Origin of the sequence: Streptomyces afghaniensis, from assembly GCF_044327915.1 — a bacterium.
Lineage (GTDB): Bacteria > Actinomycetota > Actinomycetes > Streptomycetales > Streptomycetaceae > Streptomyces > Streptomyces afghaniensis.
The window spans coordinates 368,938-392,648 of sequence record NZ_JBIRGJ010000010.1 but is presented as its reverse complement, the minus strand read 5'-3'; the positions used below and the strand labels follow the sequence as shown (position 1 = coordinate 392,648).

Sequence of the window (23,711 nt, the reverse complement as noted above, 5' to 3'; positions counted from 1 at the left end):
TGTCTTTGGCAAGCAGTCCTGGGATCAGCCACTCAAAAGGGGTCTCATTTTGCAGACCAAACGCGCATCCGCTCGATGACACACCGTTTCGGCCCCTAGGATTCCACCTATCACCTCACCGGTCTCATTCGACAGGAACCCCATGAGCGACACTTCCCCCTACGGCTTCGAGCTTGTGCGGCGTGGATACGACCGCGCTCAGGTGGACGAACGTATCTCCAAGCTCGTCTCCGACCGTGACAGCGCTCTCGCCCGCATCACCGCTCTGGAAAAGCGCATCGAAGAGCTCCACCTCGAGACGCAGAACGCCCAGGCCCAGATCAGCGACGCCGAGCCCTCGTACGCGGGTCTCGGTGCGCGCGTGGAGAAGATCCTCCGCCTCGCCGAGGAAGAGGCGAAGGACCTGCGCGAGGAGGCCCGGCGCGCTGCCGAGCAGCACCGTGAGCTCGCCGAGTCGGCGGCCCAGCAGGTGCGCAACGACGCCGAGTCGTACTCGGCGGAGCGCAAGGCCAAGGCCGAGGACGAGGGCCTGCGGATCGTCGAGAAGGCCAAGAGTGACGCCGCCCAGCTGCGTGCCGAGGCGCAGAAGGACGCGCAGTCCAAGCGCGAGGAGGCGGACGCCCTCTTCGAGGAGACCCGTGCCAAGGCCGCGCAGGCCGCCGCCGACTTCGAGACGAACCTCGCCAAGCGCCGCGAGCAGTCCGAGCGCGACCTGGCCTCCCGTCAGGCCAAGGCCGAGAAGCGCCTGGCCGAGATCGAGCACCGCGCCGAGCAGCTCCGTCTGGAGGCGGAGAAGCTGCGCACGGACGCCGAGCGCCGCGCCCGCCAGACGGTGGAGACGGCCCAGCGCCAGGCCGAGGACATCGTGGCCGACGCCAACGCCAAGGCCGACCGCATCCGTTCGGAATCCGAGCGCGAGCTCGCGGCCCTCACCAACCGCCGCGACAGCATCAACGCCCAGCTGACGAACGTCCGCGAGATGCTCGCCACGCTCACGGGCGCCGCGGTGGCCGCCGCCGGTACGCCGGCCGAGGACGAGCCGATCTCCCGCGGGGTGCCGGCCCAGCAGTCCCGGTAACGACCCGGCATACGGAGTCTGAATCTCCGCAAAGCCCTCTGCCGCTCGGGTGGCAGAGGGCTTTGTCCCGTTCTAGCGTGGCGGCATGATTGAGCTCGAGGGGCTGACCAAGCGTTACGGCGAGAAGGTCGCGGTCAACAACCTGTCCTTCACCGTCAGACCAGGCATCGTCACCGGCTTCCTCGGGCCCAACGGCGCGGGCAAGTCCACGACCATGCGGATGATCCTGGGTCTCGACCACCCGACCGCCGGCGACGTCCGTATCGACGGCAAGCACTACCAGCAGCTCAAGGACCCGCTGACGTACATCGGCGCCCTGCTGGAGGCCAAGGCCTGGCACGGCGGGCGCAGCGCCTACAACCACCTGCTGTGCCTCGCGCAGAGCAACGGCATCCCGCAGCAGCGGGTGAGCGAGGTGCTGGAGACGGTCGGGCTGACGGCGGTCGCGAAGAAGAAGACCAAGGGCTTCTCGATGGGCATGGGGCAGCGGCTCGGCATCGCGGCCGCTCTGCTCGGCGATCCGCGGATCCTGATGTTCGACGAGCCGGTCAACGGCCTCGACCCCGAGGGCATCCACTGGATCCGCACCCTGATGAAGTCCCTGGCGGCGCAGGGCCGGACCGTGTTCGTCTCCTCCCATCTGATGAGCGAGATGGCGCTGACCGCCGACCACCTCGTCGTCATCGGGCAGGGGCGGCTGCTCGCGGACACCTCCATGGCCGACTTCATCGCCCGCAACTCACGCTCGTACGTCCGGGTCCGCAGCCCGCAGCGGGAGCGGCTGCTCGACGTGCTGCACCAGGCCGGGATCGTGGCCGTCGAGAGCGGTGACGGCGTGCTGGAGGTGGACGGCGGCAAGGCCGAGCACGTCGGCGAGCTGGCGGCGCAGCACGGGCTCACGCTGCACGAGCTGAGCCCGCAACAGGCGTCGCTGGAGGAGGCCTTCATGCAGCTGACCGCGGAGTCGGTGGAGTACCACGCACACAGCGAGACGAGCCCCCTGCCCCCAGGGCAGCAGTGGGGCGACGGCTGGAAGAGGGGCTGAGCATGGCGACGACCCAGGTCGTACGGTCGGAGTGGACGAAGATCCGGTCGGTGGCGTCCACGGTGTGGACACTGTCGCTGGTGGTGGTCGTGACGGTCGCCCTCGGCATGCTGATCTCGGCCCTGTCCAAGAACGAGTTCGACTCCATGGGCGCGCAGCAGCGGGCGGAGTTCGACCCGACGTTCATCAGTTTCGCGGGGATGAGCCTCGGGCAGCTCGCGATGATCGTGTTCGGTGTGCTGGTGGTGTCGAACGAGTACAGCACCGGCATGATCCGCACCTCGCTGGCCGCCGTGCCGCAGCGCGGCTCCTTCCTGTTCAGCAAGATGGCGGTGGCCGGCGGTCTCGCTCTCCTGGTCGGTCTGGTCACCAGCTTCGCCGCCTTCTTCCTGGGGCAGGCGATGCTCGGCGAGCACCGGGCGGAGATCGGCGACCCGGGGGTGCTGCGGGCGGTGCTCGGCGGCGGCCTCTACATGGCCCTCATCGCGTTGTTCTCCATGGGTGTCGCCGCGATGCTGCGCTCGCCGATGCTGTCGCTGGGCATCCTGATGCCGTTCTTCTTCCTGATCTCCAACATCCTGGGCAATGTCGACGCGACGAAGAAGGTCGGCCGGTTTCTGCCCGACCAGGCCGGCAGCAAGATCATGCAGGTGGTCACGCCCATCGGCGACGACACCCCGTACGGGCCGTGGGGCGGGCTGGGGATCATGGGCCTGTGGGTGCTCGCGGCGCTGATCGGCGGGTACGTGCTGCTGAAGAAGCGCGATGCCTAGGCAGGCGCGCCCCGGGGGCTGGCGGGGCGCGTCGTGCTTCACCCTTTACTTTCCTTTGGGCGGAACCGTCAGCGCCTCGATATCCTCCTAACCCTTACGGGGGCGTGTGCCCCGCTGTCCTGAACCTTGCGATGGGTGCGGAGCATGATCGAAGCAGTCGGCCTGACCAAGCGCTACGGCGACAAGACCGCTGTGTACAACCTTTCCTTCCAGGTGCGGCCGGGGGCCGTCACGGGCTTCCTCGGACCGAACGGCTCGGGCAAGTCGACGACGATGCGGATGATCCTCGGCCTGGACAACCCGACGGCCGGGCACGTGACGATCGGCGGTTACCCGTATCGCAAGCTGCCCAACGCCCCCCGTCAGGTCGGTGCCCTGCTGGACGCCAAGGCCGTGCACGGCGGCCGGGCCGCCCGCAACCACCTGCTGTGCCTGGCCCAGCTGTCGGGCATCCCGGCCAAACGGGTGGACGAGGTGCTCGGGGTCGTGGGCCTCCAGGACGTGGCCAGGAAGCGGTCCAAGGGCTTCTCCCTCGGCATGGGACAGCGGCTGGGCATCGCCGCCGCGCTGCTCGGCGACCCGCAGGTGCTGCTGTTCGACGAGCCGGTCAACGGCCTCGACCCCGAGGGCATCCTCTGGGTGCGCAACCTGATGAAGGCACTCGCCGCGGAGGGCCGTACGGTCTTCGTCTCCTCCCACCTGATGAGCGAGATGGCGCTCACCGCCGACCACCTCATCGTGATCGGGCGCGGGCAGCTCCTCGCGGACATGAGTGTCACGGACTTCATCTCCGCGAACTCCGCGGACTTCGCGCGCGTGCGCACGCCCGACACCGAGCCGCAGCAGCGAGAGAAGCTGTCGGCCGCGCTCACCGAGTCGGGTGGGCACGTGCTGCCCGAGCAGGACGGCGCGCTGCGCGTGACCGGGCTGCCGCTCCCCCGCATCAGCGACATCGCGCACGACCACGACGTACGGCTGTGGGAGCTGTCGCCGCACCAGGCCTCGCTGGAGGAGGCGTACATGCGGATGACGCAGGGCGCCGTCGACTACCGCTCGACCATCGACCAGAAGGAAGGCCTCCAGCAGCCGCTGCCGCCCGGGGCGCAGCCCCCGATGCCGGTGCCCGGCCAGGGCCAGCCCGACTGGTACGCCCCGCCGCCGCCCCAGCAGGGCGGACACCCGTTCGCCATGCCGCCGCAGGGAGCGCCTGGCCAGGCGCCCGCGGGCCCGTACGGCGCACCTGGGACCCCGGGAGCGCCCGTGACCGCTCCGGCCGCCCCGGGCGCCTCCGGCGCGGGAGCGCCCAACCCGTACGCCCAGCCGGCGGCTCAGACACCGCAGATGCCCGCGCAGCCCGCCGGCCAGGCGCCTCAGGCCCCGGCGATGCCCGCGGGCCAGGCGCCTCAGGCCCCGGCGCCCGCCGCCCAGGCGCCGCAGGCGGGCCCGGCGGCGCCCGTGGCCCAGGCGGGCGCAGGCGCGCCGTCGGCCGGCTCGCCGGCAGCCGCGCAGTCAGCCGCCCCGCCGGCCATGTCCCCGCAGGCGCCCGCGGCGCCCGCGCCCGCCCCGACCTCCGACCTGACCAAGCCCGAGGACCCCCGATGAGCAGCCCCCAGCCTCAGATGCCGCCGGCCGCGCCCACCTGGGAGGCGGCGCCCGGTTCTCCGTATCCCGGTTACACGTCGCCGATCCCGGTCGTGCGGACGCACCTCGGGCATGCCATCGCCTCCGAGTGGACGAAGATCAAGTCGGTGCGCTCCACGATGTGGACGCTCGGCGTGTTCGTCCTGCTCGTCATCGGCATCGGCACGCTGACCGGCGTGGTGGTGGCCAACTCCGACCCGGCGCTGTCCGGCGAGAGCCCGCTCGGCCTGGGCTTCTTCGGGCTGCTGCTCGGCAGCATGTGCATCATCACGCTGGGCGTGCTGACCACGGCCTCCGAGTACGGCACGGGCATGGTCCGCACCACGATGGTCGCGTGCCCGAGCCGGGGCCGGGTGCTCGCGGCCAAGGGCATCGTGTTCTTCCTGGTCGCGTTCGTGGTGACGCTGGTGTCCGCGTCCCTCGTCGCCTTCCTGCACGTGGCCATGCTGGAGGGCCACGGCACCAAGGACCCGTCGGGCGGGGAGTGGCTGAGGGGCACGGTCGGCATCGCCGCGTACGTCGCGCTGCTGGGCCTGCTGTCGCTCGCCGTCGGCTCGATCATCCGGCACTCGGCGGGCGCCATCACCATCATGATCGGTGCTGTGCTCGCCCCGCTGGTGATCGCGCTGTTCATGTTCTCGCAGTCCCTGGAGGACGTGCGCCAGGCCCTGTTCGAGTACTCCATCCCGAACCAGCTCAGCGTCTTCTACTCCAACTCCCTGAGCCAGTCCGGCCCGTCCGGCTGGGACCCGCTGTGGATCATCCTCGGCGCGACGGCCGTAGCGTTCGCCGCCGCCTTCGCGCTGCTGGAGAAGCGGGACGTCTGAGACCCGTCAGAACCTCGGCGCGTTACGGGACCGCCGCACCCCGGGGGTGCGGCGGTCCCGCGCGTTCCAGCACGCCTTGTGCCAGTGCCTGCGGTCGTCGACGCCCGTGTGCTCGGACCAGGCCACCACGTGCGGCACCCCGTCCGGGATCAACTGGTCGCAGCCGGGGCAGCGGTACGACTTGCCCTGCGCGCTCGCGCCGGCCACGTGCCGCACGCTCCAGTTCTCGCCCTGCCAGTTCTCCGAGGACTGCCAGCCGCCGTAGCGGCCGGGGCGGTCGTCCTCGGCGCTCCGGCCGGACGAAGCGGCGCCCTTGGGTCGGTTGCGACGCGGGGACACGGGACACCTCTCGGGGCTATACAGGACACGGGGTGTGTCCAGCCTACGCGGCGCGGACGGGGGTACACGTACGCCACCAATCGTCGCAAGTCCCTCGCCGGGCGAGGCGGGCCCCGCCGGGGTCGCTCCCCGGGCACCCGCGGAACGGCCCATTCTGCAGACAATCCGCAAATTACCCCGACCGGCCGTGTCCTCGGCACGTGTCAGACGGTTATGCCCTGTGGGGGAGCTCCGTGTCGGAGCCAAGGAAGCAGGAAAGCAATGCGCGTTGGAAGTTTCGTGTTGGCGGCCCAGTTCCCCGGTCAGGGCGAGGGCGAGGCGCTGCACCGCGCGGTCCGCTCGGCCGAGGTCGCCGAGGAGGCCGGGCTCGACACGGTCTGGCTGGCCGAGCACCACTTCGTGCCGTACGGCACGTGCCCGTCGGCCGTCACCCTGGCCGCCTTACTGCTCGGCCGCACCCGCCGCATCCGGGTCGGTACGGCGGTCAGCGTGCTGCCCACCGCCCACCCCGTGGCCCTCGGCGAACAGGCCGCGCTGCTGCACCACACGAGCGGCGGCCGTTTCACGCTCGGCGTCGGGCGCGGCGGCCCCTGGGTCGACCTGGAGGTGTTCGGCGCGGGTCTGGAGGCGTACGAGAAGGGGTTCCCGGAGTCCCTGGACGTCCTGGTGCGCTGGCTGCGCGACGCGTCGGTGGCGGCCGACGGGGAGCGCTTCCGCTTCCGTGAAGTCCCGGTCGTCCCCCGGCCGTCGGAGGCCCTGACCGAGGTCGCGGGACCGGAGCTGGTCGTCGCGTGCACGTCCCCGGCGAGCGTGCGGCTGGCGGCCGAGCGCGGTCTTCCGATGCTGCTCGGGATGCACGTGGGGGACGAGGAGAAGGCCGAGATGGTCGCCCTGTGGCAGCAGCACGCGCGGGCGTGCGGCCGGCCTGCCGAGGAGATCCTGGGCGCGTCCCATGTGTCGGCGGGCGTCTGCCAGATCGCGGACCAGCGGGTCGACGCGGCGGAGACGCTGCTGAAGGCGATGCCGGGCTGGCTGAAGCAGGGCCTGGAGGCGCATGTCACGGTCGACGGGCGCACGCGCCGGATGCGCGACCCGCTGGCGTACACCGAGCTGCTCTGCGGACTGCACCCGGTGGGCACCCCGCGGCTGTGCGCCGACCGGCTGGCGGCGACCAGCGAGCGGACCGGCATCTCCCGCTTCGCCCTGCTCGTCGAGGGCTCCGGGGACCTGGCGGCGACGGAGGAGAACGTACGGCGGCTGGGGGCCGAGGTGCTCCCCCAACTCGTCTGAAGGCGGGATGGGTTCCTGGGGCTTGCCGCTCCGGTACAGACACTGCACCTCCCGCGTACGGAGCGGCAAGCAAGCTGCGCCGCGTCAGCAGTCCCGGAACTCGGGTGACTGGTTGAGCACCTGGCTGCGGACCGACGTGAAGCGGCCCAGCGTCTCGTCCACCGAGGAGTCAAGCGGGAACACGGCCACCCGGTGGCAGTTCTGGAAGGCCAGTCGCACACCGAAGTGGCGTTGCAGCGCGCCGCGTATCGCGTCACTCGCAAGCGCACGCAGCAACTGACCGCGTGCCTGCTCGTCCGGCGGAGGCGTCTGGTTGTCGGCGAACGCACCGCCGTCCACCTTCAGCTGGGCCACCAGGGAGCTGATCATCTCCCACGCATAGGGCAGGGAGGTCCGGACGCAGTCGACGAATTCCGCTTCGTCGACCTCGCCTCGCTCGGCCTGTTCGAGTAGGGCCGGTGAGACGTCGAGCGACATGAGTTCTCCTCTCGCACCCCCGCCCGGCGGGCAGGGGTTGCCGGACAGATAAGGGAGTTCGCGATACCGGACACGCTGCGTACACACATCGCGACCTCCCGCTCATACCGTAAGCAACCGACGGTGACGGCACCAGGAGAATGCGCAGATGAGGCACTCCGAATGACCACACCCTGCACACAATCGGCCAATACCGAACACGTGTTTTCCAGGGCGAATCGCGTCGACACCCGCCAGTCGAGTAGCGTTGCCGACCATGCGTCTCGTCATTGCCCGCTGCTCCGTGGACTACGCCGGGCGGCTCACCGCCCACCTTCCCTCGGCCCCGCGCCTGATCCTGGTGAAGGCGGACGGCAGCGTCTCGATCCACGCCGACGACCGGGCCTACAAGCCTCTGAACTGGATGTCGCCGCCCTGCATGCTGAAGGAGGGCACCGGCGAGGACGAGGGCGTCTGGACCGTCGTCAACAAGGCGGGCGAGAAGCTCATCATCACGATGGAGGAAGTCCTCCACGACTCCTCGCACGAACTGGGCGTCGATCCCGGCCTGATCAAGGACGGCGTGGAAGCGCACCTCCAGGAGCTGCTCGCCGACCGCATCGAGACACTCGGCGACGGCTACACCCTCATCCGCCGCGAGTACCCGACGGCCATCGGGCCGGTCGACATCCTGTGCCGGGACGCCGACGGCAAGACCGTCGCGGTGGAGATCAAGCGGCGCGGTGAGATCGACGGCGTGGAGCAGCTGACGCGCTATCTGGAGCTGCTGAACCGCGATCCCCATCTCGCCCCGGTCCGCGGCATCTTCGCCGCGCAGGAGATCAAGCCCCAGGCCCGCGTCCTCGCGACCGACCGCGGCATCGGCTGCCAGGTCCTCGACTACGACGCGCTGCGGGGCATCGAGGACGACAAGCTGCGGCTGTTCTGACACATCGCACGTACACGACGACAAGGGCCGGGTCCGGGGAACGGACCCGGCCCTGCTGTGTGCGGCTGTCAGATCACCGGGTCCGGGCTGCTCTCCGGCGCGCTCGCGGTGGTGCTCGCGGGGGCGCTCGACGCCGGGCCGCTGGCCGAGTCCGAGGTGGACGGCTGCGAGGTCGGCGGCTGGGACGTCGGCGGCTGCGAGGTCGGCGGCTCGGACGTGGGCGGCTGTGAGGTCGGCGGCTTGGAGGTCGTCGGCGGCTTCGACGTCGTGGGGGGCCTGGACGTCGTCGGGGGCTTGGAGGTCGTCGGAGGCTTCGAGGTCGTCGGCGGCTTCGACGTCGCCCCGGTGTCGCTGGGGCTCGGGGAACCGCTGGGACCGCCCGTCGGCGTCGGATCGTCCGAGGTGCCCGGCGTGCCGTCCGGGCCCGGGTCGGTCGGGCGGCTCGTCGCCGCGCCCGTGTCGCCGTTGCTGTCGTTCGCCGGCCGGTCGGCGCCCAGGCTGCCGTCGTCGACGCCCTGGCTGGCCGAGGGATTGACGCCGACCTGGTCGGACGGCGGGTTCTTGTCCTTGTCGGACGTGGCGCCGAGGGTCACGACCGTGCCGAGCACGGCGACGAGCAGGGCACCGGCTCCGGCGGCCACGAGGTTGCGCCGGGCCAGGCCCTTGAGGCCGCCCCGGGCCTTGCGCGAGGGCGCGGTCGAGTTCTGGCGGGTGACCAGGGTCGGGGAGGGCGGCTGCTGGAGGGTCGGGAAGGCCGCCGGAACACCACCGGCCGGGGACGCCGACTCCTCGTACCGGGCGTCGGGCACCTCCTCCCCCGCGGTCGGCCCGACCCCGATCGGTGTGCCCGAGCGGTCGGCGACCAGGGCGAGGGCACGACGGCCTGCGACGGTGCCCCTCTTGTCGGAGAGGGCACCGCGCAGGCCGATGGCGGCCTCCAGTTCGGCACCGGCCCGGTCGAGCTGTCCGCCGCACAGGGCGAGGATGCCGAGCTCGTGGTGGAAGTAGGCCCGTTCGGCCACGTCGCCGGCGAGCCGGGCGGCCTCGGCGCCGGAGTGCAGGACGCGTTCCCAGGCGCTCCAGTGCAGTCCGGCGGCGAACGCGGGCGCGGCGGTGCGCGCCAGGTGCACGGCCGGGGCCTCCTCGCCCTCGGCGGGCGGGCTGGTGAGCGGCTCGAGCACGGCCAGGGCGGCCAGGAGCGCGTCGGCCTCGGCGCACACGCGCTCCGGGGTGACCGAGGGGTGCCCGGCCCACCAGGAGTAGTGCTGGGCGGCGCTGCGGGCGCCGGCCTCGGCCTCATCGGCGTATCCGGCCGCCTCCAGCTGGGTCAGGACTCCGGCGGCGAGCCGGTAGCGGGAGCCGACCGGGGAGACCAGGCCGCAGGCGGCCAGTTCGCCGAGCGCGGCGTCCGCGTGGGTGTCGCCGACCAGGGCGGGCAGATGGGCCTGGTGCGGCACCTCGCCGCCGAGGGCGACGGCGAAGCGCAGGGTGGCGCGCGCGGAGGCGCTCAGCCGGGAGGCGAGCAGCGGCGCGGGCGCGGCGGCCTCGCCGAGCGAGGGCAGCGGTACGTCGTCACCGTCGGCGGCGTCGTACGCGTCGGCCGGGGGCGCGTCCTCGAAGACGCCGAACTCGTCGACGGCGCTCGTCCCGGCGCGCAGCCGGTCGCGCTGCCGCAGCAGGGCGCCGGCCTGCACGAAGCGCAGCGGCAGGCCCTCGGACTCGAACCAGAGGTCGCCCGCCCAGTTGGACTCCTCGTCGGTCAGGGACCGGCCGACCGCGTGTTCCAGCAGGTCGAGCCCGGCAGCGCGTTCCAGGCCGCCGAGGAAGACCTCTTCGACGGAGGCCTCGGCGGAGGGCGCCGGCACGTCCGGCGTGGCGCCGAGCAGGAAGGCGCACTCGGGGGTGGCCTCCAGCAGCTCGTCGAGTGCGGCGCCGCCGAACTCCAGGTCGTCGACGACGACGACCGCGCCGATCTCACGGACATGAGTGAGCAGTTCATCCCGTTCCGGGCGGTGCAGGGGGGCGTTGTACACCGCGTAGAAGAGGTCGTACAGCAGGTCGCCGGAGGTGCGGCCGAAGCCGTTCAGGCGGACGACGCCGTCGGGGGCGAGGTCGGAGCAGTCTTCGGAGACCAGGTCGAGGAGGCGGGTGCGGCCGCAGCCGGCGGGGCCGGTGAGACGGACCGAGCGGCCGCGGGCGAGCAGGCGCACCAGTCGCTCGCGTTCGTCCTGACGGGCCAGCAGCGGCAGGCTGGGCTGCGCGGGGCCGGGCGGGACGGGCGGCCGGGCCGCGCGCTCGGCCTCGGCGCGCTCCGCCGCCGTGAGCTTCACGGGCCGGGCGGGCCGTTCGGCGGGCGGGCAGACCTCGATCTCGCTGCCGTCGACGGGGTTGACGGTCAGCAGGAAGTCGCCGGAGACGAGCTGCACCGTGCGGGCGAGCGCGGGCGCGTGCTGACTGAAGTCGGGTGTGAGGGATTCCCTGGGCGGGCGCTGGCGCGGCGACTCGCTGTCGCCGTCGTGGCCGTACTCCTCGGGTCCCCGGGTGTTCGGGTCCATAGGTCAAAGCCCCCCAAAAGCGTGTGTGTGCTCCGAAAAGCCCTCCCGGCCTTGCTGCACACCGCGCTGTCGCTTCTGGTCCGGGCCCGCTCGAAGGGTGTCAAGGCAGCGGGCAGCCGAACCCTAAACCTTCGCACAGTATCTACGACAGTCCGGGGTACCGCGCCGTCCGAGACGTCACGGTCTCGTGAGGATTGTGCGCGTCGCACTTCGGCGATGTCCGTCCGGGTCTCCCCGGTCGCCCGGTTCACACCCGCACAGGACGTCACACGCGAGGACGTCACACGCGAGGCAATGTCTCCACCCCGATGCCTCCCTCGATCGCCAGGATCCGGTGCAGGCGGGTGGCCACCAGCAGGCGCTGCATCTGCGGCGGCACGCCGCGCAGGACCAGGCGCCGGCCGCAGCGGCCGGCCCGCCGGTGGGCCCCCATGATCACACCGAGTCCGGTGGCGTCCCAGGAGTCCAGTTCGGACAGGTCCAGCACCAGGTCGCCGACTCCGTCGTCGACGGCCGAGTGCAGGACCGTACGGGCGTCCGCCGCGCTCCGGACGTCGAGGCGGCCCCCGACGACCAGCTCGGCGTGGTCGCCCCTGATGTGCATATGCGCTCCCCGTGCGTGCGTCTCGTGCTCCGCGTTCTGATGCCGGTGATGCAACCTCTGACTGCGTGAGGGGGGCAGAGGTTGCTTCTTGTAAGCGAACCGATACCGAATTCACCCGGGGGTGTGATGCCCCCGGGGCATGTGCGGTTTCAGTGCTTGTAGAAGCCCTGCCCGCTCTTGCGCCCGATGTCACCGGCGTCAACCATTCGGCGCATCGACTCGGGAGCCGCGAACTTCTCGTCCTGGGACTCGGTGTAGATGTTGCTCGTGGCGTGCAGCAGGATGTCGACGCCCGTCAGGTCCGCCGTCGCCAGCGGGCCCATGGCGTGGCCGAAGCCCAGCTTGCAGGCCAAGTCGATGTCCTCGGCGCTCGCCACGCCCGACTCGTGCAGCTTGGCGGCCTCGACGACCAGGGCGCAGATGAGACGGGTCGTCACGAAGCCGGCGACGTCGCGGTTGACGACGATGCAGGTCTTGCCGACCGACTCGGCGAACTCCCGGGCCGTGGCGAGGGTCTCGTCACTGGTCTTGTAGCCGCGGACCAGCTCGCACAGCTGCATCATCGGCACGGGCGAGAAGAAGTGCGTGCCGACGACCCGCTCGGGGCGCTCCGTCGCGGCCGCGATCTTGGTGATCGGGATGGCGGAGGTGTTGGAGGCGAGGATCGCCTCGTCCTTCACGAGCTTGTCGAGCGCGCGGAAGATCTCGTGCTTGATCTCCAGCTTCTCGAACACGGCCTCGACGACGACGTCCGCGTCGGCCACGGCGTCCAGGTCGGTGGTGGCGGTGATCCGGGCGAGGGCGGCGTCGGCGTCGTGCGCCTCCAGCTTGCCCTTGGCGACGAACTTGTCGTACGAGGCCTTGATGCCGTCGGTGCCCCGCTTCAACGCCTCGTCGGTGACGTCACGCAGGACCACGTCCCAGCCCGCCTGTGCGGAGACCTGGGCGATGCCGGATCCCATGAGGCCGGCTCCGATGACGGCGAGCTTCCGTGCCACTGTGCGACTCCCCTGACGCGCTGCTTATGTCTGCCTCTCGGGCGGACACTAGCGCCCGTGAGGGCCTGTGTGACCGGTAAGTAATGCGCGTCACGTCTCACATGACGGACATCACACCAGCAGGGGTCATCCCGCGCCACGGACGGCGTAGTTGAGCACCTTCTCGCTCAACAGCTCCTCCATGTCGTCGAGGAGCACGAGCATCTCCCGTGACACTTCGTCCGGGTTGCGCCCCTTGGTCATCTCGCGGCCGATCGCGGCGAAGACGGTGCCGTGGACCCAGCAGATCTGACCGGCGATCAGCTTCGGCAGCGGATCGGCGTCAACGGCACCCGTCTCCTCACGGAGGGTCGCCTCCAGGTTGTTCTGGACCTCCTGCTGGATGCTCCACAGCCGGGAGCGCAGCGGCGGCGCCTCCTCGATGCAGCGCATGAAACGGTCGTAGCCCTCGACGAGGCCCATCCGGGGCGAGACGGCCTCGATCTCGGCGCGCAGTTCGCGCAGCACCGCCCGGGCGGCCGACTCCCCCGCGTCCCGGCCGCGCACCCAGCGGGAGAGCCGGTCGACGACCCCCTGGGAGCGGTCGAAGAAGAGGTCCTCCTTGGCCGGGAAGTAGTTGTAGACGGTGTTCACGGAGACGTCGGCCGCTTCCGCCACGTCCGCGATCGTCACGGTCACGAACCCGTGCTCCAGGAACAGACCGGTGGCAATGTCCGAGATGCGCTGCCTGGTCTCGCGCTTCTTCCGCTCCCTGAGCCCCTCTGCCATGACCGAATCCTAGCTTCCCTGGTGACTGACAAAGATTGGGGTCATTGCAAACTTTAAGAGACTCTGTTTTTCTGGGGGCATGGCAATCATCAGTACGGCCGGACTGGCCCGTACCTTCCAGACCAAGCACGGCACCGTGGACGCCGTGCGCGGCATCGACCTGACCGTCCGCGAGGGCGAGATCCTCGGCTTCCTCGGCCCGAACGGGGCGGGGAAGACAACCACCCTGCGGATGCTGACGACCCTTCTGGAACCGACCGGCGGCGCCGCCACCGTCGCGGGCTGCGACCTGGCGACCGACCCGGCCGGGGTGCGGCGGGCCTGCGGCTACGTGGCGCAGTCCGGCGGGGTGGACCCGCAGATCAGCGTGCGGGAGGAGCTGGTCACCCAGGGGCGTCTGTACCGGCTGACGAAGGCGCGGGCCGCCGAGCGTGCCGGGGAACTCGCCCGCGACCTGGATCTCACCGGGCTCCTCGACCGCAAGTGCGCCGCGCTCTCCGGCGGTCAGCGACGCCGCCTGGACATCGCGATGGCGCTCACCCACCGCCCGAAGGTGCTGTTCCTCGACGAGCCGACGACCGGCCTCGACCCGGGCAGCCGGGCCGACCTGTGGGACCTGGTGCGCCGGCTGCGCGACGAGCACGGCACGACCGTCTTCCTGACCACGCACTACCTCGACGAGGCCGACGCCCTCTCCGACCGGCTGGTCGTCGTCGATCACGGGGTGGTCGTCGCCGAGGGCACCCCGAGCGCGCTGAAGCTCCGGTACGGCGGCTCGATCGACGCCTCGCTCCAGGACACCTTCCTCGCCATCACCGGCCGCAGCGCCGCGCCGGCCGACCAGGCTCCCGTCGCCGTCTAGGACACAGAGGACTCCGATGCTGTTGCACGACACCGCGCTCGTCTACGGGCGTTATCTCCGCCAGTCCCTGCGCTCCCGCTTCGCGCTGCTCTTCGGCGTGCTGATGCCGCTGCTGTACCTGCTGTTCTTCGGCCCCCTGCTGACGGAACTGCCGCTCGGCGGGCGGGGCAGCTCCTGGCAGCTGCTCGTCCCCGGCCTGCTGCTGCAGCTGGGCCTCTTCGGAGCGTCGTTCGCGGGCTTCTCGATCCTCATCGAGAAGGGCCACGGGGTGGTCGAGCGCATGCGCGTCACCCCCGTCAGCCGGCTGGCCCTGCTGCTCGGCCGGGTGCTCAGGGACGCCACGGTGTTCGTCTTCCAGGCCGTGCTGCTGGTGCTGGCGGCGGTGGCGATGGGCCTGCGGGCCCCGCTGCCCGGCGTCCTGATCGGGTTCGCCTTCGTCGCCCTGCTCTCGCTCTCGCTGGCCTCGCTGTCGTACGCGCTGGCCATGAAGCTGCACACCCCGCAGACCTTCGGCCCGGTGATCAACGCGCTGACCATGCCGTCGATGCTGCTGTCCGGGCTGATGCTCCCGATGACCCTGGGCCCGGCCTGGCTGGACGTCCTCTCCCACCTCATGCCGTTCCGCTATCTGGTCGACGCCGTCCGGGACGCCTTCGTCGGTTCCTACGCCACGGCACACATGCTGTACGGCGTCCTGGTGGCCGTCGGCCTCACGGTCCTGTCCGTGACAGTGGGCACACGCGTGTTCCGAACGGCCGGAGCGTAACTACGCTGGCCACATGGTCAATCTGACGCGCATCTACACCAGGACCGGCGACCAGGGCACCACCGCCCTCGGCGACATGAGCCGGGTCGCCAAGACCGACCTGCGGATCGCCGCGTACGCCGACGCCAACGAGGCGAACGCGGTGATCGGCACGGCGATCGCGCTGGGCGGCCTGGACGAGGAGGTCGTCAAGGTCCTCACCCGCGTGCAGAACGACCTGTTCGACGTGGGCGCGGACCTGTCGACGCCGGTGGTGGAGAACCCGGAGTTCCCGCCTCTGCGGGTCGAGCAGTCCTATGTCGACAAGCTGGAGGCGGACTGCGACCGCTTCCTGGAGGGCCTGGAGAAGCTCCGCTCCTTCATCCTCCCCGGCGGCACCCCGGGCGCGGCCCTGCTCCACCAGGCGTGCACGGTGGTCCGCCGGGCGGAGCGCTCGACCTGGGCGGCCCTGGAGGCCCACGGCGAGGTCATGAACCCCCTGACGGCCACCTACCTCAACCGGCTCTCCGACCTCCTGTTCATCCTCGCGAGGACGGCGAACAAGGAGGTCGGGGACGTGCTGTGGGTGCCGGGCGGGGAGCGCTGACCCTCAGGTCCTGTGCCGCGCGCCCTGCCACAGGCCGGCGGCGACCAGCACGCCGCCGACGCACATCATCACGACACCGACCTTCGTGAGGGTGACGACGGGGACCTCCACGTCGCCGGTGAACAGCCACAGCCCGAGGCCGATCACGAAGGTGACGATCCCTTCCACCAGGTTCCGGCGGGCCTTGCTCGTCGGTGCGCTCATCGGTGCACGCTCTCCTTCTCCGGCGCGACCTCCGACTCACCTGCCGGAGCCTTCCGCGGCCAGATCCAGTAGCTCAGCGCGATCAGGCCGTGGATGCCCGCTGTGCGCCAGGCGACATAGCGCCAGCTCTCCAGGGACGTGACACGGCTCGGGTCGTCCACGTACCAGATGGCCAGTTGGAGCAGCGCGGTCGCGACGGCGGCGCCGATCAGCGTGCCCAGCCAGATCCTGCCCTCGTGACGCGCCCGGGCCATGCCGTAGCGCGGGGGCTTCGGAGGCGGCGGGGCTCCGCCGAGGCGGTGGGCCGCGTGGCCGTCGAGCCACTGCACCGTGCGGTGGCCGTGCCCGACGGTGTAACCGATGTACAGCGCGGCCAGCCCGTGCGTCCAGTTCGGCTCGGCGCCGTTCTTCAGGTCCAGCGCGGTGACGACCAGCAGGACGACCTCCAGCAGCGGCTCGCACAGCAGCAGCGCCAGCCCCGTGCGCCGCATGCGCAGCAGGTAGCGGAAGGCCAGTCCGGCCGCCAGCAGCACCCAGAAGCCGATCTCACAGGCGGCGATCAAGGCGACGATCACGATTGCTCCTCTCGGTCACCCTTCCAGGCTCCCGGTCGGCGCGGCCGGAATCGTCGTCGCGACTGACGAACCCGCAGTACATCGAAAGATGCAGTCACGGACCGTTCGCGAGGATCAAGCGCGGGGTCCGGCGGCCGTGTTGGATGGTGCCATGGCCGTACCACCCACCCGCCCCCGCCGCTTCGACGTCCACGTCGCGCTGGGCGGTCTGCTCGGCGGGCTGCTGCTGTGGGGGCTCGGCCTGGCCACACGCCCGCACACCGAGGTGTACGTACTGCTGCCGGGACGCTGGCCCGTCCTGCTGCCGCTGCTGGTCATGGCCGGCTGCGAGCTGCTGCGCCGGACCGCCCCGCGCACCGCCCTGCTGATCGGCACGGCCGCGATCGTCCTGGACACCGTCACCCAGGGCAACCTGGTCACGGTCCTGATGTACACGGACCTCATGTACGCGGCCGTCCTGTACGGTCCGCCCGCCTCGGCCCACCGCATCCCCCGGATCACCGGGCTGCTGTCGGTGGCGGGCACGGTGGTGCCGTTCGCGTTGTGGCGTGAGCCCGAGGCCCTGCTGATCGGCGTGGTCACCGGCCTGGTGGCCTTCGGGCCCGCCGCCACCGGCCTGATCGTCCGCAACCACCGCGACGCCGCCGAGGCAGCCCGGCTGCGCGCCGAGCAGACCGCGCTGCTCGCCGAGATGGACCGCACCCAGGCGGTGACCGCCGAACGCGCCCGGATGGCCCGCGAACTGCACGACATGGTCGCCAACCACCTGTCCGCCATCGCCATCCACTCCACGGCCGCGCTCTCCCTCCAGGACCCGAAGACCTCCCAGGAGGCCCTGACCGTCATCCGCGAGAACAGCGTGGCGGGACTCTCGGAAATGCGGCGGCTCATCGGGATCCTGCGGGACTCGAGCGGCGACACCGAGCCCGTCGCCGCCCCCACGCTCGACGGGCTCGGCGCCCTGGTCGAGAACGCCCGCACCAACGGCCTCGACGTCACGCTCGACGCCGCTCACGACACGGTCCCCGCGCCCGTCGAACTCGCCGCCTACCGCATCGTCCAGGAGTCCCTCACCAACGCCCTCAAGCACGCCGGACCCGGCCCGGTCACCGTGTCCCTCGCCCAGCTCGACGGCCTGCTGACCGTCGCGGTGACCAGCCCGTACGGCGACCGGGACGGGCCGAGCGCCCCCGGCTCGGGCGCCGGTCTGGTCGGCATGCGGGAACGCGCCGCGCTGCTGGACGGCACGTTCGAGGCCGGCCCGGAGGACTCGCCGGACGGCAAGATCTGGGCCGTACGCGCCAGCCTGCCCGTCCACGACACCGTCGAAGGAGAACCCGAATGATCCGCGTCCTGGTCGCCGAGGACCAGTCGGCCGTCCGTGCCGGCCTGGTCCTCATCCTGCGCAGCGCGCCCGACATCGAGGTGGTCGGCGAGGCGGCGGACGGCGAACAGGCGGTGACGCTGACCCGTGAGCTGCGGCCGGACCTGGTACTGATGGACGTTCAGATGCCCCGGCTGGACGGGGTGTCGGCGACCCGGCAGGTGGTGGCGGAACGGCTCGCCGACGTGCTGGTGCTGACCACCTTCGACCTCGACGAGTACGTCTTCGGGGCGCTGCGGGCGGGCGCCTCCGGCTTCCTGCTGAAGAACACCGAGGCGAAGGACCTGCTGGAGGCCGTACGGACGGTGGCGCGCGGGGAGGGCCTGATCGCCCCGGCGGTCACGCGGCGGCTCATCGCGGAGTTCGCGGCGAAGCCGGCCCGGGAGCCCGCGGCCGACCCGGCCGTCCTCGACCGGCTGACCCGGCGCGAGCGCGAGGTGCTGTCCTGCCTCGGCGAGGGCCTGTCCAACGCGGACATCGCCGAGCGGCTCGACATGGCCGAGGCGACCGTGAAGACCCACGTCAGCCGTCTGCTGAGCAAGCTGGAGCTGCGCAGCCGGGTGCAAGCGGCGGTGCTCGCCCAGGAGTTGGGGATCTGACCCGGCCGCAGATCACTGCGGTCACGGTGGTCCAGACCTATTGACCGGTGGTCCAGACCTTCCTATTCTCACCGCACCATGAGTGGGCGTGAGGCTCAGTCACGCCCCCACAACTCCATCGAGGAGGCGCAGCATGCGCTTCAGACACAGAGCCGCGGCAGGGTTCGCGACCCTGTTGCTCCCGCTGGCCGGTCTGGTCGGCCTCGCGAGCCCGGCCCAGGCGGCGGCATCCGCCACCGCGAGCTACACCAAGACGCAGGACTGGGGCTCCGGCTTCGAAGGCAAGTGGACGGTGAAGAACACCGGGACCACGACTCTCAGCTCCTGGACCGTCGAGTGGGACTTCCCCTCCGGCACGTCCGTCACCTCCGCCTGGGACGCCGACGTCACCTCTTCCGGCACCCACTGGACCGCGAAGAACAAGTCCTGGAACGGCACCCTCGCCCCCGGCGCCTCCGTCTCCTTCGGCTTCAACGGCACCGGCACCGGCTCCCCCGCGAACTGCAAGCTCAACGGCGGCAGCTGCGACGGCGGCACCACGGAACCCGGCGACAGCGCGCCCAGCGCCCCCGGCACGCCGACCGCCTCCGACATCACCGACACCTCGGTGAAGCTGACCTGGTCCGCCGCGACCGACGACAAGGGCGTCAAGAACTACGACGTCCTGCGCGACGGCACCAAGGTCGCCACCGTGACGGGCACGTCGTACACCGACACGGGCCTGACCAAGGGCACCGACTACTCCTACTCCGTCCGGGCGCGTGACACCGCCGACCAGACCGGCCCGGTCAGCGGCGCCCGCGCGGTGCGCACCACCGGCGGCACGACCGAGCCGCCCAAGGGCGACAAGGTCAAGCTCGGCTACTTCACCGAGTGGGGCGTCTACGGCCGCAACTACCACGTCAAGAACCTGGTGACCTCGGGCTCGGCGTCGAAGATCACGCACATCAACTACGCCTTCGGCAACGTCAAGAACGGCCAGTGCACGGTCGACGACACCTACGCCGCCTACGACAAGGCCTACACCGCCGACCAGTCCGTCAGCGGCACCGCCGACACCTGGGACCAGCCGCTGCGCGGCAACTTCAACCAGCTCCGCCAGCTCAAGGCCAAGTACCCGCACATCAAGGTGCTGTACTCGTTCGGCGGCTGGACCTACTCGGGCGGCTTCGGCCAGGCGGCGCAGAACGCCGCCGCGTTCGCCAAGTCCTGCAAGGCCGTCGTGGAGGACCCGCGCTGGGCCGACGTCTTCGACGGCATCGACATCGACTGGGAGTACCCCAACGCCTGCGGCCTGACCTGCGACACCTCAGGCCCCGCGGCCTTCAGGAACCTGATGCAGGCCCTGCGCGCCGAGTTCGGCCCCGACTACCTGGTCACCGCCGCCATCACCGCCGACGGCTCCTCCGGCGGCAAGATCGACGCGGCCGACTACGGCGGCGCCGCACAGTACCTCGACTGGTACAACGTGATGACGTACGACTACTTCGGCGCCTTCGACAAGGACGGCCCGACCGCCCCGCACTCCCCGCTCACCTCGTACCCCGGCATCCCGCAAGCCGGCTTCAACTCGGCCGACGCGATCGCCAAGCTCAAGGCGAAGGGCGTCCCGGCCGCCAAGCTCCTGCTCGGCATCGGTTTCTACGGCCGCGGCTGGACCGGCGTCACCCAGTCGGCCCCCGGCGGCACGGCCACCGGCCCGGCGCCCGGCACCTACGAGGCCGGCATCGAGGACTACAAGGTCCTCAAGAACTCCTGCCCGGCCACCGGCACCATCGCCGGCACGGCGTACGCGCACTGCGGCAGCAACTGGTGGTCGTACGACACTCCGTCGACGATCGCCGGGAAGATGACCTGGGCCAGGAACCAGGGCCTGGGCGGCGCGTTCTTCTGGGAGTTCAGCGGCGACACCGGCAACGGTGAGCTGGTGAGCGCGATCAGCAACGGTCTGTCGTAAGACAGTTCGTCGAGTTACGCCACATTGACGCGCTGACCGGGCGGGGCTGCCTCCAGCCACGCGAGGAAACCGGTCAGCGCGTCCTCGCTCATGGCCAGCTCCAGCCGGGTGCCCCGGTGCAGACAGACCAGGATCACATGGTCGGAGAGCAGCGCCAGCTCCTCCTCGCCCTCCGGGACCCGGCGGCCGGCCACCTCGATCGCGGAACGCTCCAGGATCCGGCGGGGGCGCGGCGAGTAGGAGAAGACACGGAACCACTCGACGCGGTCGCCGTTGTAGCGGGCCACCCCGTACGCCCAGCCCTTGCCGTTGGAGTCGCCCTGCTCGGGGGCGTCCCAGCGCAGGCTGGCGTCGAAGGTGCCGCCCGAGCGCTGGATGAGCCGGCGGCGCAGACCGAAGACGAACAGTCCCACCACCACGAGGGCCACGACAATTCCGCACACAGTCAGAGCGAGGACCATCGACACCGACCTCCTCGTCTCCTAGGTAACGGAACGTAAAAAACACCCACATCCGCCTCAGCCGCGGCTGGGTCCGGATCTCTCCGGTACCCAGCCGCGGCTGAGTGACGTCATCACACGACGGGCTTGAGTCAGCGCGCCGCCGTGGCCGTACGCAGACGGACGTCCGCGCGGCGCTGGGCCTCCGCGTCGTCCTCCGCCTTCGCACGCTCCAGCTCCTGCTCCGCGCGCTGGACATCGATCTCGTCCGACAGCTCCGCGATCTCGGCCAGCAGCGAGAGCTTGTCGTCCGCGAACGAGATGAAACCGCCGTGGACCGCGGCGACGACCGTCCCGCCATCACTCGTACGGATGGTCACCGGGCCCGACTCCAGCACACCGAGCAGCGGCTGGTGACCGGGCATGACGCCGATGTCGCCGGACGTGGTGCGCGCGACGACCAGGGTGGCCTGGCCGGACCAGACCTCACGGTCGGCCGCGACCAGCGCGACGTGCAGCTCAGCAGCCAAGGGTGGCTCCTCGGGTCACCACCCGGCGGGAGTGCCGGGTGTTGGTTACAAGTCTAGTAGGCGTGACGGAGGGGGCGGGACGCGCCCGCCCCCTCCGGAATGAGCACGGGGCTCAATCGAGCGCGAGGCTCAGGAGACGCCCAGCTCCTTCGCGTTGTTCTTCAGGTCCTCGAGACCACCGCACATGAAGAACGCCTGCTCCGGGAAGTGGTCGTACTCGCCGTCGCAGATCGCGTTGAACGCGGCGATCGACTCGTCCAGCGGCACGTCCGAACCGTCCACGCCGGTGAACTGCTTGGCGGCGTGGGTGTTCTGGGACAGGAAGCGCTCCACGCGACGGGCACGGTGGACGACGAGCTTGTCCTCCTCGCCGAGCTCGTCGATACCGAGGATCGCGATGATGTCCTGCAGGTCCTTGTACTTCTGCAGGATGTTCTTCACGCGCATCGCGGCGTTGTAGTGGTCCGCCGAGATGTACCGCGGGTCGAGGATCCGGGACGTGGAGTCCAGCGGGTCCACGGCCGGGTAGATGCCCTTCTCGGAGATCGGACGGGAGAGCACCGTCGTCGCGTCGAGGTGGGCGAAGGTGGTGGCCGGGGCCGGGTCGGTCAGGTCGTCCGCGGGGACGTAGATCGCCTGCATCGAGGTGATCGAGTGACCACGGGTCGAGGTGATGCGCTCCTGGAGGACACCCATCTCGTCGGCCAGGTTCGGCTGGTAGCCCACCGCGGAGGGCATACGGCCGAGCAGGGTCGACACCTCGGAACCGGCCTGGGTGAAGCGGAAGATGTTGTCGATGAAGAACAGCACGTCCTGCTTCTGGACGTCACGGAAGTACTCCGCCATCGTCAGGCCGGCCAGGGCCACGCGCAGACGGGTGCCCGGGGGCTCGTCCATCTGCCCGAAGACCAGCGCGGTCTTGTCCAGAACGCCGGACTCTTCCATCTCCGCGATGAGGTCGTTGCCCTCACGGGTGCGCTCACCGACGCCCGCGAAGACGGAGACGCCCTCGTGGAGGTTGGCGACACGCATGATCATTTCCTGGATCAGCACGGTCTTGCCGACACCGGCACCACCGAACAGACCGATCTTGCCGCCCTTGACGTACGGGGTGAGAAGGTCGACGACCTTCAGGCCCGTCTCGAACATCTCGGTCTTCGACTCGAGCTGGTCGAACGCGGGGGCCTTGCGGTGGATGGACCAGCGCTCGCCCTCGTAGGCCTCGTCGCTGTTCAGCACCTCACCGAGGGTGTTGAACACCTTGCCCTTGGTGAAGTCACCGACCGGGACGGAGATGCCCGCGCCGGTGTCGATCACCGGGGCCTGGCGGACCAGGCCGTCGGTGGGCTGCATGGAGATCGCGCGGACCAGGCCGTCACCCAGGTGCTGGGCGACCTCCAGGGTCAGCGTCTTCTTCTCGCCCGCGAGCGCCGGGTCGGCGACCTCGACGTGCAGGGCGTTGTAGATCTCGGGCATCGCGTCGACGGGGAACTCCACGTCGACGACCGGGCCGATGACCCGGGCGACGCGGCCCGTAGCCGTCGCGGTCTCAACAGTGGTGGTCATTTATCGGTCACTCCCCGCGGTCGCGTCGGCCAGGGCACTGGCGCCACCGACGATCTCGCTGATTTCCTGGGTGATTTCGGCCTGGCGGGCCTGGTTGGCAAGCCGGGTGAGCGTCTCGATGAGCTCTCCGGCGTTGTCGGTGGCCGACTTCATCGCGCGCCGCGTGGCGGCGTGCTTGGAGGCGGCCGACTGGAGCAGCGCGTTGTAGATCCGGCTCTCCACATAGCGCGGCAGCAGGGCGTCCAGGACGTCCTCCGCCGAGGGCTCGAAGTCGAACAGCGGGAGGATCTCGCCCTTGGGCTTCGCCTCCTGCGCGACCTCGTCGAGGCTGAGCGGCAGCAGCCGGGCCTCGATGGCCGTCTGCGTCATCATCGACACGAACTCGGTGTAGACGATGTGGAGCTCGTCCACGCCGCCCTCCGCCGTATCCGTCTCGATCGCCTCGATCAGCGGGGCCGCGACCTTCTTGGCGTCCGCGTACGACGGGTCGTCGGTGAAGCCCGTGAACGACTCCGCGACCTTGCGCTCGCGGAAGTTGTAGTGGGCGAGACCACGGCGGCCGACGATGTAGCTGACGACCTCCTTGCCCTCACCTTCGAGCTTCGCCGTGAGCCTCTCCGCGGCCTTGATGGCGTTGGAGTTGAAGGCGCCGGCCAGACCGCGGTCGCTCGTGAGGAGCAGGACCGCGGCACGGGTCGGGTTCTCCGGCTCCGTCGTCAGCGGGTGCTTGGTGTTCGATCCGGTGGCCACCGCCGTGACCGCCCGGGTGAGCTCGGTCGCGTACGGCGTGGACGCCGCCACCTTGCGCTGCGCCTTGACGACGCGCGAGGCGGCGATCATCTCCATCGCCTTCGTGATCTTCTTGGTCGCGGAGACGGATCGGATGCGACGCTTGTAGACCCGGAGCTGGGCTCCCATG

General features: G+C 70.6%; 25 protein-coding genes. 13 read left to right on the top strand and 12 right to left on the bottom strand.

Annotated elements, in window-relative coordinates:
• Window positions 1-142 precede the first annotated feature (142 nt).
• The 5 genes from ACH4G3_RS36180 to ACH4G3_RS36160 all read left to right on the top strand — a co-directional run bounded on the left by ACH4G3_RS36180 (window position 143) and on the right by ACH4G3_RS36160 (window position 5,364).
• Window positions 143-1,078, top strand: coding sequence for a coiled-coil domain-containing protein (locus ACH4G3_RS36180; protein WP_010040099.1), 936 nt, complete (start codon window positions 143-145; stop codon window positions 1,076-1,078).
• Window positions 1,079-1,163: 85 nt separating this feature from the next.
• Window positions 1,164-2,123: an ABC transporter ATP-binding protein gene (locus ACH4G3_RS36175; RefSeq protein WP_397628430.1), complete on the top strand. Its 960-nt coding sequence runs from the start codon at window positions 1,164-1,166 to the stop codon at window positions 2,121-2,123.
• Between the two features lie 2 nt (window positions 2,124-2,125).
• Complete coding sequence (locus tag ACH4G3_RS36170) at window positions 2,126-2,896, top strand: ABC transporter permease (RefSeq protein ID WP_397628429.1); 771 nt, start codon at window positions 2,126-2,128, stop codon at window positions 2,894-2,896.
• 144 nt (window positions 2,897-3,040) lie between these two features.
• Window positions 3,041-4,498 (top strand): ABC transporter ATP-binding protein, encoded by a 1,458-nt coding sequence (locus ACH4G3_RS36165; RefSeq protein ID WP_397628428.1) that lies wholly within the window; start codon window positions 3,041-3,043, stop codon window positions 4,496-4,498.
• Window positions 4,495-5,364: an ABC transporter permease subunit gene (locus ACH4G3_RS36160; protein ID WP_397628427.1), complete on the top strand. Its 870-nt coding sequence runs from the start codon at window positions 4,495-4,497 to the stop codon at window positions 5,362-5,364. Before ACH4G3_RS36165 ends, ACH4G3_RS36160 begins: the two co-directional genes overlap by 4 nt.
• Window positions 5,365-5,370: 6 nt before the next feature.
• Here the strand turns inward: ACH4G3_RS36160 and ACH4G3_RS36155 are convergent, their stop codons facing one another.
• Window positions 5,371-5,703 (bottom strand): hypothetical protein, encoded by a 333-nt coding sequence (locus ACH4G3_RS36155; protein WP_020276119.1) that lies wholly within the window; start codon window positions 5,701-5,703, stop codon window positions 5,371-5,373.
• Between the two features lie 261 nt (window positions 5,704-5,964).
• On the opposite strand from ACH4G3_RS36155, the gene ACH4G3_RS36150 reads away from it, so the two are divergent.
• Window positions 5,965-6,993, top strand: a complete 1,029-nt coding sequence (locus ACH4G3_RS36150; protein WP_397628426.1) for an LLM class flavin-dependent oxidoreductase — start codon at window positions 5,965-5,967, stop codon at window positions 6,991-6,993.
• A gap of 84 nt (window positions 6,994-7,077) precedes the next feature.
• Here ACH4G3_RS36150 and ACH4G3_RS36145 read toward each other — a convergent pair whose 3' ends face one another.
• The gene (locus ACH4G3_RS36145; protein WP_010040113.1) at window positions 7,078-7,470 is read right to left on the bottom strand and encodes an SCO5389 family protein; all 393 of its coding nucleotides are present in this window, start codon (window positions 7,468-7,470) and stop codon (window positions 7,078-7,080) included.
• Window positions 7,471-7,726: 256 nt separating this feature from the next.
• Here ACH4G3_RS36145 and nucS point away from each other — a divergent pair, with 256 nt between their 5' ends.
• On the top strand, window positions 7,727-8,398 hold the full coding sequence (nucS, locus tag ACH4G3_RS36140; RefSeq protein ID WP_397628425.1) for an endonuclease NucS: 672 nt from the start codon (window positions 7,727-7,729) through the stop codon (window positions 8,396-8,398).
• 68 nt (window positions 8,399-8,466) lie between these two features.
• Here nucS and ACH4G3_RS36135 read toward each other — a convergent pair whose 3' ends face one another.
• From ACH4G3_RS36135 to ACH4G3_RS36120, 4 genes are all read right to left on the bottom strand, one after another.
• Window positions 8,467-10,953, bottom strand: coding sequence for an ATP-binding protein (locus ACH4G3_RS36135; RefSeq protein ID WP_397628424.1), 2,487 nt, complete (start codon window positions 10,951-10,953; stop codon window positions 8,467-8,469).
• A gap of 280 nt (window positions 10,954-11,233) precedes the next feature.
• A complete protein-coding gene (locus tag ACH4G3_RS36130; RefSeq protein ID WP_003993003.1) occupies window positions 11,234-11,557 on the bottom strand; it encodes an STAS domain-containing protein in 324 nt (107 codons plus the stop codon).
• 149 nt (window positions 11,558-11,706) lie between these two features.
• Window positions 11,707-12,555 carry a 3-hydroxyacyl-CoA dehydrogenase family protein gene (locus ACH4G3_RS36125; protein ID WP_397628423.1) on the bottom strand — a complete coding sequence of 283 codons (849 nt, stop codon included), beginning with the start codon at window positions 12,553-12,555 and terminating at the stop codon, window positions 11,707-11,709.
• 126 nt (window positions 12,556-12,681) lie between these two features.
• A complete protein-coding gene (locus ACH4G3_RS36120; protein WP_397628422.1) occupies window positions 12,682-13,323 on the bottom strand; it encodes a TetR/AcrR family transcriptional regulator in 642 nt (213 codons plus the stop codon).
• 79 nt (window positions 13,324-13,402) lie between these two features.
• On the opposite strand from ACH4G3_RS36120, the gene ACH4G3_RS36115 reads away from it, so the two are divergent.
• From ACH4G3_RS36115 to ACH4G3_RS36105, 3 genes are read left to right on the top strand one after another with little or no spacing between them, the layout of a single operon-like run.
• Complete coding sequence (locus ACH4G3_RS36115) at window positions 13,403-14,185, top strand: ABC transporter ATP-binding protein (RefSeq protein ID WP_397628421.1); 783 nt, start codon at window positions 13,403-13,405, stop codon at window positions 14,183-14,185.
• A 16-nt stretch (window positions 14,186-14,201) separates the two neighbouring features.
• Window positions 14,202-14,951, top strand: coding sequence for an ABC transporter permease (locus ACH4G3_RS36110; protein WP_397628420.1), 750 nt, complete (start codon window positions 14,202-14,204; stop codon window positions 14,949-14,951).
• A 13-nt stretch (window positions 14,952-14,964) separates the two neighbouring features.
• On the top strand, window positions 14,965-15,537 hold the full coding sequence (locus tag ACH4G3_RS36105; protein WP_354741921.1) for a cob(I)yrinic acid a,c-diamide adenosyltransferase: 573 nt from the start codon (window positions 14,965-14,967) through the stop codon (window positions 15,535-15,537).
• 3 nt (window positions 15,538-15,540) lie between these two features.
• On the opposite strand, the gene ACH4G3_RS36100 is transcribed toward ACH4G3_RS36105, so the two are convergent.
• Window positions 15,541-15,741 (bottom strand): DUF5708 family protein, encoded by a 201-nt coding sequence (locus tag ACH4G3_RS36100; protein WP_397628419.1) that lies wholly within the window; start codon window positions 15,739-15,741, stop codon window positions 15,541-15,543.
• Window positions 15,738-16,316 carry a hypothetical protein gene (locus ACH4G3_RS36095; RefSeq protein WP_397628418.1) on the bottom strand — a complete coding sequence of 193 codons (579 nt, stop codon included), beginning with the start codon at window positions 16,314-16,316 and terminating at the stop codon, window positions 15,738-15,740. The genes ACH4G3_RS36100 and ACH4G3_RS36095 overlap by 4 nt, the downstream gene beginning before the upstream one ends.
• A 151-nt stretch (window positions 16,317-16,467) precedes the next feature.
• On the opposite strand from ACH4G3_RS36095, the gene ACH4G3_RS36090 reads away from it, so the two are divergent.
• From ACH4G3_RS36090 to ACH4G3_RS36080, 3 genes are all read left to right on the top strand, one after another.
• On the top strand, window positions 16,468-17,661 hold the full coding sequence (locus tag ACH4G3_RS36090; protein ID WP_397628417.1) for a sensor histidine kinase: 1,194 nt from the start codon (window positions 16,468-16,470) through the stop codon (window positions 17,659-17,661).
• Entirely contained in the window at window positions 17,658-18,299 is a 642-nt protein-coding gene (locus ACH4G3_RS36085; protein ID WP_397628416.1) for a response regulator, read from the top strand. Before ACH4G3_RS36090 ends, ACH4G3_RS36085 begins: the two co-directional genes overlap by 4 nt.
• A gap of 133 nt (window positions 18,300-18,432) precedes the next feature.
• Complete coding sequence (locus ACH4G3_RS36080) at window positions 18,433-20,256, top strand: glycosyl hydrolase family 18 protein (protein ID WP_397628415.1); 1,824 nt, start codon at window positions 18,433-18,435, stop codon at window positions 20,254-20,256.
• 14 nt (window positions 20,257-20,270) lie between these two features.
• On the opposite strand, the gene ACH4G3_RS36075 is transcribed toward ACH4G3_RS36080, so the two are convergent.
• The 4 genes from ACH4G3_RS36075 to ACH4G3_RS36060 all read right to left on the bottom strand — a co-directional run bounded on the left by ACH4G3_RS36075 (window position 20,271) and on the right by ACH4G3_RS36060 (window position 23,710).
• Window positions 20,271-20,717, bottom strand: a complete 447-nt coding sequence (locus tag ACH4G3_RS36075; RefSeq protein WP_037669156.1) for a DUF2550 domain-containing protein — start codon at window positions 20,715-20,717, stop codon at window positions 20,271-20,273.
• 131 nt (window positions 20,718-20,848) lie between these two features.
• Window positions 20,849-21,226, bottom strand: coding sequence for a F0F1 ATP synthase subunit epsilon (locus ACH4G3_RS36070; protein WP_010040145.1), 378 nt, complete (start codon window positions 21,224-21,226; stop codon window positions 20,849-20,851).
• Between the two features lie 129 nt (window positions 21,227-21,355).
• Window positions 21,356-22,792: a F0F1 ATP synthase subunit beta gene (gene atpD / locus ACH4G3_RS36065; protein ID WP_359039673.1), complete on the bottom strand. Its 1,437-nt coding sequence runs from the start codon at window positions 22,790-22,792 to the stop codon at window positions 21,356-21,358.
• Complete coding sequence (locus ACH4G3_RS36060) at window positions 22,793-23,710, bottom strand: F0F1 ATP synthase subunit gamma (RefSeq protein ID WP_397628414.1); 918 nt, start codon at window positions 23,708-23,710, stop codon at window positions 22,793-22,795.
• Window position 23,711: the final 1 nt, after the last annotated feature.